Genomic DNA, 13,091 nt, shown 5'->3' with positions numbered 1-13,091 from the left:
ACCGTCAGGCGAGGACGGCCGTGAGCGCGCGGATCCGCGCGGCAGCCTCGGGCGACGAGAGCGTGCGCGCGGCCGCCGTCGAGGCGTCCTGCGTCTCCTGGTCACCGAGCGTGAGCACGAGCCGGTCGGCGAGACGGAGCTGGAACTGCAGCACCAGGCTCGCTCCGAGCCGGACGCCCAGCGCCCACAGCTCGCGCGCCGTGGCGACGTCGCCCCGGTAGGCGGCCAGCTCGGCGGCACCCAGGGCGAACGAGCCGAGCACGGGCATGTCGGCCATGCTCTGCGCCTCGACCCGCGCCAGCTCGAGCAGCTCGACCGCCCGGGGCAGCGCGGTCCGCTCGTCGATCCCGGGCGTCCCCGCGGACCGCAGGTGCACGACGGCAGCGGCCACCCGGAACAGGATGCGGGCCTGCGGCGCGTGGATCGCGTCGCCCTGGATCATCGCCGTGGCCGCCTCGGCGTAGCGCACGGCGTCCGCGACGTCGTCGCCCTCCCACGCGACGTGGGCGAGCCCGAGGTAGGCCTGCGCGACGTCCATGTCCTCGACCTGCGGCGACCGCGTCACCTCGTGCAGCCGGTCGAGCGCGCCGTCCTCGCCGGCGATCGCCCGCTGCACGTCGAGCAGGACCCGGATGCTGCGGACGTCCTGCATGGCGCCGACGAGCTCGAGGTGCTCGATGCTGCGGATCAGCCACTCGTCCGCGTCCGCACCACCGCGGGCGCTCTCCCACTGGCCCACGCCCTGCGCGGCCATGCCCATGCCCCAGTGGTCGCCCGCCTGCTCGAACACGCGGTACGCCTCCCGGGCGTCGTCGCTCGACGCCAGCGGGTCGCCCGCGTTCTCGCGCGTGGCCGCCCGCATGAACAGGCCCATGCCGCGCAGGAACGGGTCCGCGGTGTCGACCAGCCGCTGGGCCGCGGCCACGGACTCGGCGGTGTCCAGGCTGCCGAGCGCGGGCATGATCGAGGTCAGCGACGCCATCCGCGGGCTCACCTGCGTGGGCCGCTCGGCCATGACCACCTGGATCGCGCGCCAGGCCAGCGCCACCAGCCGGAACGACATGGCGACGCCCGCGTTGATCGCGGCGAACAGGCCGGCCGCGGCGATCTTGTCGGCATCGGGCAACGGCCGTCCCGACGAGGCGCCGCGGAACAGTGCCGAGGTCCGGCGGGCGACGGGGTCGTCGGCCTTGAAGATCCGCATCGACCACTCGACCACCTCGACGTGCGCGCCGCGCACGCTCCACAGATGGAACAGCGTCGCGGCGATGCGCACCGGCGCGATCTCGTCGTCGTGCTCGACCGCCCAGCGCAGCGCCGCGACGAGCGACTCCTGCTCCTGCGCGCACCGGTCGAACGCGGCGACCTGCCCGGACCCGATGAAGTCCTCGCCGAGCCTGCCGGCCTCGACCCCGGCCCAGCGCACCAGCCCGGTCATCGCGGCCGCGCGAGCGCCCGCGGCGTCCAGCCGGGCCTCGCCGTACTCGCGGACCGTCTCGAGCATGCGGTACCGGGCCGAGCCGTCGTCGTGCTCGTCGAGGCTCAGCAGCGACTGCTCGACGAGCGTCGACAGGCCGCGCCGGACGATGTGCGGCTGGCTGTCGGCGACGGCGATCGCGGTCTCGGCCGTGAACGGCGCCGGGATGACCGACACGCGCTCCAGCAGCTCGCGGTCGGCGGGGTCGAGCAGCTCGCGGCTCCAGTCGACCATCGCCCACAGGCTCGCGTGCCGCTCGGGCAGCCCGCGCAGCGCGTCGTCGAGCAGGGAGAACCGGTCGGTCAGCCCGTCGAGCACGTCCTCGACCGTCATCGACCGCAGCCGCGCGGCGGCGAGCTCGAGCGCGAGCGGCAGGTTGTCCAGGCGGTGGCACAGCTCGAGCGCTCGCGCGGGTTCCCAGCCGACGCTCGCCCGGCCCGCGCGGGCGCGCGCCTCCAGCAGACCCAGCGCGTCGTCGTCGGGGAGCGTCCGCAGGCGGTGCACGGCCTCGCCGACGAGTCCCAGGGGAGCCCGGCTCGTCGCCAGCACGACGACGTCGTCCGACGCGACGGCGAGGAGGTCGCCGACGACCGTCGCAGCGGCGTCCAGCACGTGCTCGCAGTTGTCGATCACCAGCAGGCCGTCCAGGTCCTTCGCCGCGATCCGGAGCCGGTCCTCGGGGTCGAGCAGCCGCCGCTCGGTGGCCAGGTCCACGCGGACCGCGGTCGCGTCACCGCCGCCGATGGCCGCCAGCACGGCAGGCAGCACCTCCGCCGGCCCGCGCAGGCCGGCCAGCTCGATGACGCGGACGGCCTTGCCGTCGGCGACGGCCCGTCGTGCGACCTCGGTGGCCAGCCGCGTCTTCCCGGCACCGCCCGTCGCGACGATCGTGACCAGCGGGCTGGTCGTCAGCGCGCGCTCGAGCTCCGCGACGTCCTCGTCGCGACCCAGCAGGGCCGTCGCCGGCCGCCGCCAGGAGCCGGGCAGCACGGACCGCGCCCGGGCCGCCGGCTCTGGGGGCGTCGAGGCCAGCTCACCGCGCAGCAGCGCCAGGTGCGCCTGCGCGACGACCGGGGACGGGTCGGTGCCGTACCGGTCGGCGAGCTCCTCGCGCACGTGCTCGACCACCTCGAGCGCCTCCGCGTCGCGACCCTGCGCGGCGAGCACGCGGACCAGGAGCGCGACGAGCGGCTCGTCGGGCGGCGTGCGCAGCGCGCAGCGGCGCAGGTCGTCGAGAACGTCGGCCGTGTCCCCGACCGTCAGCCCGCTCTCGGCGCGCAGGGCGACCACCTCGCCCAGCAGGCGGGCCGTCGCGGCGTCGGCCAGGTCCGGGACGGCGGGGACGAGCGCGCGCGCCTGCCCGGTCAGCGCGTGCGCCACCGCGGGCTCGCCGGCGCGCAGCGCGGACCGCGCGCTGTCCAGCAGCGCCTCGGCCTGCGCGACGTCGACCTCCAGGTCGTCGACCGGCAGCCGGTACCCGCCGGGCGCCCCGGTGACGGGCAGCCCCAGCCGGCGCGCCCGGGAGACCAGCGCCTGCACCGCACCGCCGGCGTCGTCGGGCGGGATGCCCTCCCACACGTCCTCGACGAGGGTGGTCGACGACACGACACGCCCGCGCGCGTCGAGCAGCGCGCCGATGAGTGCGACCAGCTTGTCGCCACGGACGGGTCGGCCGTCGACGGCCAGCGCCCCGAGGGTGGTGATCTGCACGAGGACAGCATCCCGCACGACACCGACGTCGGTCGCGCACGGCGGCTGAGGGTGTCTCAGCAACGCGTCGTGCGCAGGGTGGTCGTCGGGCCGACCTAGCCGGAGACGACCGCTATGGCGTCGATGGAGACCAGCAGCCCGCGGGGCAGGACGACGTTCGCCGGGGCGGAGCGCGCCGGTGGTGGGGTCGGCATGTGGCGTGCGTACACCGCGTTGAGCGCCGCGAAGTCGGCCACGTCGGCGTAGAAGATCGTGGTCTTGACGAGGTCGGCCATCGACGAGCCCGCCGCCTCGAGCGTCGCGGACACGTTGCGCAGGGCCAGCTCGGTCTGCGCCTCGATGCCGTCCGGGATCTCGCCGGTCACCGGGTCGATCCCGGCGGTGCCCGAGCAGAAGACGAACCCACCCGCGACGATCGCCTGGCTGTACGGGCCGAGCGCGGCGGGGGCGTCGTCGGTGTGCACGCTCTGTCGAGTCATCGGGTCTCCCTGACCGGGCCGTGTCGGGTCGAGCAGGACGGGCGTAAGGGGAGCCGCGGCCGTCCTGACGAACGTACAGCTCCTGGTGCAGGCGGCGCCCCCGCGCCCTTTTCGGGGCGAATCGGACACACGGCGTGTGCATAGCGGTGTGCACCGCCCTGTGGGTGTCCGATGGGGGTCTGTGGATGCCTGTGGAAGCCCCTGCTAACGCGCTGGTGAGGGGCCGTGTCAGTGGTCGGCTGTAGCCTGGATCTTGTCCACAGGGTGAAGAATGACATCCGTGTCACTACAAGCCCTAGTGGTCCATTGCTTCCCCGACCACTAGGTGTAGTGTCTTGCCAAGCCAATCAAGCGCGGGCTCACCTAGCGGTTCAGGAAGCACGCGGCAGCCTCGCAGTACGTGAGATCACAGGAGCCACGATGACGATCACGGTCTACAGCAAGCCCGCGTGCGTCCAGTGCAACGCGACCTACCGCGCGCTGGACAAGCTCGAGGCCGACTACACCGTCGTGGACATCAGCCAGGACGCCGACGCGCGTGACTACGTCATGTCGCTCGGTCACCTGCAGGCGCCCGTCGTGATCGTGGACGGCGAGCACTGGTCGGGCTACCGCCCCGACCGCATCAAGGCACTCGCCGAGCGACTGGCCACCGCCGTCGCCTGACGGACGCCCCAACCACTCCCGGGCCCGGCGCTGGTCTCGAACCGCGCCGGCCCGGTGGGACAGCCGTACGTACGACCCGAGGCCGAGGGGATGGACCCGATGAGCTCCCTCATCTACTTCTCCTCCGCCTCGGACAACACCCACCGATTCGTGCAGAAACTGGGCCTGGCCGCGCTCGGCGTGAATGTGCACCGCATCCCGCTGAAGCCGACAGACCCGTTCCTGCACGCCTCCGAGCCGTACGTGCTGATCCTGCCGACGTACGGCGGGGGCAACGAGGGTGGGGCAGTGCCAAAGCAGGTCATCAAGTTCCTCAACGACGAGGACAACCGTGCACTGATCCGTGGCGTGATCGCGGCCGGTAACACGAACTTCGGCGAGAAGTACTGCATAGCGGGGGACATCATCGCGGCCAAGTGCCACGTCCCCTACCTGTACGGCTTCGAGCTCATGGGTACGAGCGAGGACGTTCACAACGTCCGTGAGGGATTGGGAAGATTTTGGCAACGACAGTCGCAGATACCCGCGTAGAGACGTCCGGCCTGGACTATCACGCCCTGAACGCCATGCTGAACCTGTACGGCGCGAACGGGGAGATCCAGTTCGACAAGGACCGTGAGGCGGCGCGGGCGTACTTCCTGCAGCACGTCAACCAGAACACGGTCTTCTTCCACGACCTCAACGAGAAGCTCGACTACCTCGTCGAGAACAAGTACTACGACCCCGCGGTCCTCGAGCAGTACGACCGCGCCTTCATCAAGACCCTCTTCGAGTACGCGTACTCCAAGAAGTTCCGTTTCCAGACGTTCCTGGGCGCGTTCAAGTACTACACGTCGTACACGCTCAAGACGTTCGACGGCAAGCGGTACCTGGAGCGCTTCGAGGACCGCGTCTGCATGGTGTCCCTCGCGCTGGCCGAGGGGAACCAGGACTTCGCCATCTCGCTCGTCGACGAGATCGTGTCCGGTCGTTTCCAGCCGGCCACCCCGACGTTCCTGAACCTCGGCAAGGCGCAGCGCGGTGAGCCCGTCTCCTGCTTCCTGCTGCGCATCGAGGACAACATGGAGTCGATCGCGCGCGGCATCAACTCCGCCCTGCAGCTGTCCAAGCGCGGCGGCGGCGTGGCCCTGCTCCTCAGCAACATCCGCGAGCACGGCGCACCCATCAAGCACATCGAGAACCAGAGCTCCGGCGTCATCCCCGTGATGAAGCTGCTCGAAGACTCCTTCTCGTACGCCAACCAGCTGGGTGCCCGCCAGGGCGCCGGCGCGGTGTACCTGCACGCGCACCACCCGGACATCTACCGGTTCCTCGACACCAAGCGCGAGAACGCCGACGAGAAGATCCGCATCAAGACCCTCTCGCTGGGCGTCGTCATCCCGGACATCACGTTCGAGCTGGCCAAGAAGAACGAGCCGATGTACCTGTTCTCGCCGTACGACGTCGAGCGCGTGTACGGGGTGCCGTTCGCGGACATCAACGTCACCGAGAAGTACTACGAGATGGTCGACAACGCGGCCATCAAGAAGTCGAAGATCAGCGCCCGCGAGTTCTTCCAGACGCTCGCCGAGCTGCAGTTCGAGTCCGGCTACCCGTACGTCATGTTCGAGGACACGGTGAACCGCGCGAACCCGATCGCCGGGAAGATCACGCACTCGAACCTGTGCTCGGAGATCCTGCAGGTCTCGACGCCGTCGACGTACAACGAGGACCTCTCCTACAAGGAGGTCGGCCGCGACATCTCCTGCAACCTCGGCTCGATGAACATCGCCCTGGCGATGGACTCGCCCGACTTCGGCAAGTCGGTCGAGGTCGCCATCCGCGCCCTGACCGGCGTGGCCGATCAGACGAGCATCGAGTCGGTGCCGTCCATCAAGAAGGCGAACGCCGGCGGCCACGCCATCGGCCTCGGGCAGATGAACCTGCACGGCTACCTGGCCCGCGAGCGCATCTTCTACGGGTCCGACGAGGGCCTCGACTTCACGAACATCTACTTCTACACGGTGGCGTACCACGCGATCCGGGCGTCGAACCTGCTGGCCCAGGAGCGCGGCAGCGCGTTCGAGGGCTTCGCGGACTCGAAGTACGCGACGGGTGAGTACTTCGAGAAGTACACCGAGAAGGAGTGGAAGCCGAAGACGGCCCGCATCGCGGAGCTGTTCGCCGAGGCCGGCGTGCACATCCCGACGCAGGACGACTGGAAGGCGCTGTCGGCGCTCGTGCAGGAGCACGGCATCTACAACCAGAACCTGCAGGCCGTGCCGCCGACGGGGTCGATCTCCTACATCAACCACTCGACGAGCTCGATCCACCCGATCGCGTCGAAGATCGAGATCCGCAAGGAAGGCAAGATCGGGCGCGTCTACTACCCGGCGCCGTTCATGACGAACGACAACCTGGAGTACTACCAGGACGCGTACGAGATCGGCTACGAGAAGGTCATCGACACCTACGCCGAGGCCACGCAGCACGTCGACCAGGGCCTCTCGCTGACCCTGTTCTTCAAGGACACGGCCACCACGCGTGACCTGAACAAGGCGCAGATCTACGCCTGGCGCAAGGGCATCAAGACGATCTACTACATCCGCCTGCGCCAGCTCGCGCTGGAGGGCACGGAAGTCGAGGGCTGCGTCTCGTGCATGCTCTGACCGCTCTGCTCGACGTTCTGCTCGACACGAAGGAAGCACACCGATGAGCGAGAAGCTCAAGCTCGTCAGCCGCGTCTCGGCGATCAACTGGAACCGGCTCGACGACGACAAGGACGCAGACGTCTGGGACCGCCTCGTCGGCAACTTCTGGCTGCCGGAGAAGGTGCCGGTCTCCAACGACGTGCAGAGCTGGGCGACGCTGACGGAGCAGGAGAAGACGCTCACCATGCGCGTCTTCACCGGCCTGACGCTGCTGGACACCATCCAGGGCACGGTCGGCGCGGTGTCGCTGATCCCCGACGCGATCACGCCGCACGAGGAGGCCGTCTACACGAACATCGCGTTCATGGAGTCGGTGCACGCCAAGTCGTACAGCTCGATCTTCTCGACGCTGTGCTCCACCAAGGAGATCGACGAGGCGTTCCGCTGGTCGGAGGAGAACGCGAACCTCCAGCGCAAGGCCGAGATCGTCATGGAGTACTACCGCGGCGACTCGCCCCTCAAGCGCAAGGTGGCCAGCACGCTGCTGGAGTCGTTCCTCTTCTACTCGGGCTTCTACCTGCCCATGTACTGGTCCAGCCGCGCCAAGCTCACCAACACGGCCGACCTCATCCGCCTGATCATCCGCGACGAGGCCGTCCACGGGTACTACATCGGCTACAAGTACCAGAAGGGCCTCGAGAAGCTGTCGGCGGCCGAGAAGTCCGAGCTCAAGGACTACACGTTCGAGCTCCTCTTCGAGCTGTACGACAACGAGGTCGAGTACACGCAGGACCTCTACGACGGCGTCGGCCTGACCGAGGACGTCAAGAAGTTCCTGCGCTACAACGCCAATAAGGCCCTCATGAACCTCGGCTACGAGTCGCTCTTCCCGCGCGACGAGACCGACGTCAACCCGGCGATCCTGTCGGCCCTGTCCCCGAACGCCGACGAGAACCACGACTTCTTCTCCGGCTCGGGCTCGTCCTACGTCATCGGCAAGGCCGTGAACACCGAAGACGACGACTGGGACTTCTGAACCCGAACGGGCGCTCAACCGCCGACCACGAACGGCCGATTCCTCGAAGGAGTCGGCCGTTCGGTCGTCGGGCGTCGAAACGCATGGGGGCACGCGTGAGCACAGCACCGCCCGGGTGGTACCCGAGCCCGGACAGCGACGGCGTGCATCGCTGGTGGGACGGTGCGCGCTGGACCGACCACGTCCGGCACGACGTGCCGCAGCCCGTGCCGGGTGAGCCGACCGCGCGCGTGCTCGACGTCAGCCACGTCGAGCCGTACAACCGCCAGGCGGCCGAGATGTGGCACGCCATGAAGGAGCGCGGCGGGCTCGCGGGCACGATCGGCGGCGCGATGTCCGCGGCCCTGGGCGCGCAGGAGGTCGCCGCACCGCAGCCGGTCGCCCGCTACGAGCCCGCCGCGCAGTACCCGCCCGCGCAACGGCCAGCTCACCAGCAGGCCGCGCAGTACCCACCCGTCCCGTACGGATCGGTCCCGATCACCGATGCACCCGGCGTGCCTCTGGTGATGCTCGGCGACCTCGGGTTCGCCCGGACGCACGACCCGGCCCTGCAGAACCTGCAGGTCGGGCTCGGCGGCGACGATGACGACGACGACCTGGACATCAGCCCCTTCGGCGCGATCAAGGCGATCGGGTTCGGCGCCGTGGTCGGCGTCTTCGGTCTGGTCCTGCTCTTCGTCGGACCGCCGGTCGTCGCGGTCGTCCTGCAGCTGGTCGGGCTGGTGTTCGTGGGCATCGGCGTCCGCGTGCTGTACGTGACCAGCCGGGACCTGCACCGCAGCGCGCGCGAGCTCGGTGCCGTGGGCCGCGCCCTGAGCGGCGCTCGGTCGACGAGGCGCGGCGGGGGGACCAACGCATGAGCACGCCGCCCGCGGCCTGGTACCCGAGCCCTGACGACGACCTGCTGCAGCGCTGGTGGAACGGCACGGCCTGGACGTCGATGACGCGGCCCGACCCGGAGACGGTCGCCGTGCCCACGCAGCGCACGGACACCGTGCAGCCCTACGGGTCCGACGAGGCGTCACCGACCGACGACCGCGAGAAGGCCGTCGCCGCGCTCGACGCCATGCAGCAGCAGGGCGGGCTCGTCGGGGTCTTCGCGGCCGTGGCGGCCGACCTGATCGAGTCCCAGACTCCGCCACCGACGCCGACCGGCCCGGGCGTCCAGCCCTACGGCCGGCCCGCGTTCGAGAACCCGTTCGGCACGAGCGCCGGCGACGCCGCGAGCACCGGGGGCCTCTCGTGGCGGGTCGGTCCGTTCACGGGCGGGCCGGACCCGGACGACCGCCATGCCGGGCGTCGTCGCCGGAGCAAGCCGATGGGCCCCGTCGGGCAGCTGGTCTTCGGGCTCGTCGTCCTGCTGATCGGGCTCGTCGTCGCGACCTCGATCACAAGCGAGAACCTGACCCACTCCGACGAGTCGACGGTCTCCGGGACGGTCGTCGACCACCGGACCTGGGTCGACGACGACGGGAGCTCGATGTGCTCGCCGGTCGCGTCGTTCAGCGTCGGTGGCTCCACCTACCGCGCGGGCACCAGCATCTCGACGCAGAGCTGCCCGGCCATGGGGTCGGCGGTGACAGTCATCTACACGACGGTCCACCCGGGCGACGGCGACGCCCGGATCAAGAGCACGAGCCCGTTCATCTGGCTGATCCCGCTCGGCGGCCTCCTGCTCGCGGGCTTCGCGGTGCGCGGCCTGGTCAGGTCCCGCCGCTACACGTCGCTGTAGCGCATCGCCGCAGGTGGGGCGCCCGGACGGCCGTCCTGGTGAGGGCAGCCTCACCTCAAAAGGGCCTCTGACCTGCGGGTAAGCAAGGCCTCACTGGCTAGGCAGGCTGCCCGCAACGGGTCTACCGTCGTGAAGAACGCACCGCTGAGTCCCCCACGGAGGTCGTCATGAGCACGCTGATGGACATGCCCGCCGTCGACGAGTGTTCGGTCGCCGGCTGTTCGTACAACGACCACTCGCACTGCCACGCGGCCGCTGTGACGATCGGTGGAGGCTCGGGCGACGCGCAGTGCACCACGTTCATCCCGCTCGGCATCAAGGGCGGCCTCGACAAGGTGGTCACCCACGTCGGCGCCTGCCAGCGCGCGGAGTGCACCCACAACTCACACCTCGAGTGCACGGCCGCGTCGATCCGCATCGGCGCGGGTCACGACGAGGCCGACTGCCTCACGTTCACGCCCGCCTGACCGGCGCGGGGACACCCACAGACCTGCAAGAGACACGGCCGCCCTCGACCGAGGGCGGCCGTCGTCGTGTGCGGGTGTGCGTGGTCGCCGTCAGCTCGACGGCCGGGCCACGGCGATGAGGTCCCGCACCAGCCCGGCCGCCGCGGGCACCAGGGCCTTCTCGCCGGGCACCAGCGACGGGTCGGCGGACCGCAGCTCGGCGGCGGCGTCGAGCGCGTCGGTCGGGTCGACGTCGATCGCGTGCAGGAACGCCGCGAGCAGTGCACGGGCCGCCTGCGAGTAGAGCCCGCCCGCGTCGACCGCCACCTCGGCGACGATCAACGCCGTCAGCGCGACGTCGAGCTCCGCGGTGCCGGTGCGGGCGTTCGACCAGTCGACGAGCGCCGGGCCGTGCGCCTCGGACAGGATGACGTTGGCGGGGTGGATGTCCAGGTGGACGATCACCGGTCCGGCCGGGAGGAGCGGCCAGGCGTCCGGTTCGCTCGCGCCCCAGCCCGCGGGAGCGTCGATGGCGTGCAGGCGGGTGTGCAGGTCGGCCAGGATCGCGGCTGCGTCCGGGAGCGAGACCTCGTCGGCACCCAGGGCCTGCAGCAGGGTCGGGCCGTGCAGGCGTTCCATGACCAGGTCCGGGCCGCTGGCCGCGAGCACCGCGGGGGCGGGGAACCCGTGCGCGACCGCGTGGCGGAGCAGGGACACCTCGTGGGTGGCGTCGCGTCCGGACCGGTACCGGCGCAGCACCGTCTGGTCGTCGATCGCGAACACGTCGACGGTCGCGCCGGAAGCCAGCAACGGGCCCGGCTCCGCGGCCAGGGAGGGGTCGACCGGCGGGAGGGAGCTGTCGTGCGGGGGCCGAGCGGTCGGCACGCTCGGCGGGTTGGGCGACTCGTGTACCGGCCGCCCTGTGGGGTCGTTCGGGGCAAGTCCAGCGGAGTTCATGCATAGACGTTAATACGGCAGATCGGACTTGTCCCGGCCTGGCCACCGACTCGTCGCTGACCTGCGGCGGAGCCGAGCATGACGAGTGCTTGACCTGGGCAACACGCGGATCGTCAGGCGCGCGCGACCCGCTCCAGGGTGCGGAGCGCCTGCTCGTGGGTGTCCGGCAGGGGCTCGACCCAGACCCGGACGGGCATGCGTGTCGCCGCACGGATGTCGAGCAGCTCGCACCGTCGGTCGATCTCGGCGTGCAGGGCCTCCAGCGGGGTGGGCGTGTGCTCGTCCGTCCGGGAAAGCACCGCGAACACGCCGCCGCCGAGCGTGGCCATCGGGTGACCCTCGCCGTACGTGGTGGTCATTGCCGCGCCGACGGCCGCGGACCGGGCGGCCCGCGTGAACGGGTCGATGTCCCCCGCTGCCACGTCGACGAGCACCAGGTGGTGGCCGACGTCGTTCGACGTGCGGGCGCGCTGCGTCGGGATCGCGGCGTCGCGGTACGTCTCCGCGAGCCGGATCGCCAGGTACTGCCGGGTGGGGAGACCCGACTCGGGGTCGAGCGCGGTGCCGAACGCCAGCGCGCCGGCCTGGGCGTCGGCCCATCCCTCGCACAGCGCGCGGATCACCGTGGCCGGGGGCTCTGTCGCGCCGAGCGCCCGGTAGAGGGCTCCAAGGTCGTCGATCGTCTCGCCGATGCCGACCCCGTCGTAGCCGCGCGCACGACCGAGCTCCTCCGCGGCGACCGCGGTGTCGGACGGCGACAGGATGGCGGCGGCGATCGCGTCGACCGCGGGGTGATACCAGTCGGAGGGCCGCAGCCAGACAGAGCCGACGCTCTCGTCGCGCCACCGCTCGCGCAGGGCGGCGGGCAGCACGCCGTGGGGGAGCCCGTCGAGGGACTCACCGGAGAGCGCCGGAAAGGCAGCGTTGTTCGGTCCCGAGTTCATCGTCACGCCGGATGAGAGTGGGCGGTGCGCGGTCTGTGACGCCGGTCCTGCGCTTTTCACCCGGTGAATTTCACCCTGGTACGTGTGGTTCGAGTGGTTCGACGCATATGGCAGGCTGTGCCCTCGGACGCTTGTACGGACGGGAGCGTGTCGTGGCACTCAGCGCGCGGCTCGACGACGGCGTCACGGGCGACGCGGAGCTCATCGCTGCCGCGCGCACCGGCGACGCCGCTGCCGTTGGCGCGCTCTATGAGCGTCACGCGGGGGCCGCCTGGGTGGTCGCCCGGCAGTACACGAACTCCGAGGCCGACGCCGACGACGTCGTCGCCGACTCCTTCGCGGCCGTGTTCGGAGCCCTGCAGCGGGGCAAGGGTCCCGAGGCAGCGTTCCGTGCCTATCTGTTCACCGTCGTGCGCCGCGTGGCCGGGGTCGGGCGCGACAAGGCGCGGCGCGTCGAGCCGACCGACGACGTCGCGGTCCTCGAGCGCGGCACCGCGATGGCCGCGACCGCGGAGGACCCGGCGCTCGCGGGGTTCGAGCGTGGTGTCGTCGCGCGCGCGTTCCACTCTCTGCCCGAGCGCTGGCAGGCCGTGCTGTGGCACACCGAGGTCGAGGGCCTGCCCCCCGCCGAGATCGCGCCGATCCTCGGGCTGACCGCGAACGGCGTCGCCGCTCTGTCCTACCGGGCGCGCGAGGGTCTGCGCCAGGCGTACCTCCAGCAGCACCTGCAGGATCCGCTCGACGAGGGCTGTCGCGGGGTCGCGGGCAAGCTCGGTGCCTACGTGCGCAGCGGTCTCGGCACGCGGGAGACCGCGCAGGTCGAGGCCCACCTGGACGACTGCGGGGACTGTCGCGCCCTCGTGCTCGAGCTCGGCGACGTCAACCACGGCATGCGGGCCGTCATCGCCCCGCTGGTGCTCGGGATCGCGGCCCTCGGAGCGCTCGGGGTGGCGCTGCCCGTCGGCGGCGGCATCGCGGCGGGTGCAGCGGCGAGCGGCGCGGCCGGCGGGGCCG

At 71.0% G+C, this 13,091-nt stretch carries 12 protein-coding genes; 8 read left to right on the top strand and 4 right to left on the bottom strand.

Going from position 1 to position 13,091, the window contains the following annotated elements:
• Nucleotides 1-4 precede the first annotated feature (4 nt).
• Nucleotides 5-3,187, bottom strand: coding sequence for a winged helix-turn-helix domain-containing protein (locus tag AC1DUE_RS00060; RefSeq protein WP_477037334.1), 3,183 nt, complete (start codon nt 3,185-3,187; stop codon nt 5-7).
• Nucleotides 3,188-3,282: 95 nt separating this feature from the next.
• Nucleotides 3,283-3,666 carry a Rid family detoxifying hydrolase gene (locus tag AC1DUE_RS00055; RefSeq protein ID WP_477037333.1) on the bottom strand — a complete coding sequence of 128 codons (384 nt, stop codon included), beginning with the start codon at nt 3,664-3,666 and terminating at the stop codon, nt 3,283-3,285.
• Nucleotides 3,667-4,086: 420 nt separating this feature from the next.
• Between AC1DUE_RS00055 and nrdH the strand changes: the two genes are divergently transcribed.
• The 7 genes from nrdH to AC1DUE_RS00020 all read left to right on the top strand — a co-directional run bounded on the left by nrdH (nt 4,087) and on the right by AC1DUE_RS00020 (nt 10,197).
• A complete protein-coding gene (nrdH, locus tag AC1DUE_RS00050) occupies nt 4,087-4,332 on the top strand; it encodes a glutaredoxin-like protein NrdH (protein WP_477037332.1) in 246 nt (81 codons plus the stop codon).
• 99 nt (nt 4,333-4,431) lie between these two features.
• Nucleotides 4,432-4,863, top strand: a complete 432-nt coding sequence (nrdI, locus tag AC1DUE_RS00045; protein ID WP_477037331.1) for a class Ib ribonucleoside-diphosphate reductase assembly flavoprotein NrdI — start codon at nt 4,432-4,434, stop codon at nt 4,861-4,863.
• Complete coding sequence (nrdE, locus tag AC1DUE_RS00040) at nt 4,833-6,980, top strand: class 1b ribonucleoside-diphosphate reductase subunit alpha (protein WP_477037330.1); 2,148 nt, start codon at nt 4,833-4,835, stop codon at nt 6,978-6,980. Before nrdI ends, nrdE begins: the two co-directional genes overlap by 31 nt.
• Nucleotides 6,981-7,023: 43 nt before the next feature.
• On the top strand, nt 7,024-7,998 hold the full coding sequence (gene nrdF / locus AC1DUE_RS00035; protein ID WP_477037329.1) for a class 1b ribonucleoside-diphosphate reductase subunit beta: 975 nt from the start codon (nt 7,024-7,026) through the stop codon (nt 7,996-7,998).
• A 95-nt stretch (nt 7,999-8,093) separates the two neighbouring features.
• Entirely contained in the window at nt 8,094-8,858 is a 765-nt protein-coding gene (locus AC1DUE_RS00030) for a DUF2510 domain-containing protein (protein WP_477037328.1), read from the top strand.
• Complete coding sequence (locus AC1DUE_RS00025) at nt 8,855-9,730, top strand: DUF2510 domain-containing protein (RefSeq protein ID WP_477037327.1); 876 nt, start codon at nt 8,855-8,857, stop codon at nt 9,728-9,730. Before AC1DUE_RS00030 ends, AC1DUE_RS00025 begins: the two co-directional genes overlap by 4 nt.
• A 167-nt stretch (nt 9,731-9,897) precedes the next feature.
• Nucleotides 9,898-10,197, top strand: coding sequence for a DUF1540 domain-containing protein (locus AC1DUE_RS00020; RefSeq protein WP_477037326.1), 300 nt, complete (start codon nt 9,898-9,900; stop codon nt 10,195-10,197).
• 90 nt (nt 10,198-10,287) lie between these two features.
• Here AC1DUE_RS00020 and AC1DUE_RS00015 read toward each other — a convergent pair whose 3' ends face one another.
• The gene (locus tag AC1DUE_RS00015; protein WP_477037325.1) at nt 10,288-11,133 is read right to left on the bottom strand and encodes a phosphotransferase; all 846 of its coding nucleotides are present in this window, start codon (nt 11,131-11,133) and stop codon (nt 10,288-10,290) included.
• A gap of 113 nt (nt 11,134-11,246) precedes the next feature.
• Nucleotides 11,247-12,077 (bottom strand): hypothetical protein, encoded by an 831-nt coding sequence (locus AC1DUE_RS00010; protein WP_477037855.1) that lies wholly within the window; start codon nt 12,075-12,077, stop codon nt 11,247-11,249.
• A 152-nt stretch (nt 12,078-12,229) separates the two neighbouring features.
• On the opposite strand from AC1DUE_RS00010, the gene AC1DUE_RS00005 reads away from it, so the two are divergent.
• Nucleotides 12,230-13,091, top strand: an 862-nt coding sequence (locus AC1DUE_RS00005; RefSeq protein ID WP_477037324.1) for a sigma-70 family RNA polymerase sigma factor, incomplete at its 3' end; no start/stop codon positions are given.

Source organism: Cellulomonas sp. P4_A2 (genome assembly GCF_056402515.1).
This window is presented reverse-complemented; position numbering and strand designations above follow the sequence as displayed.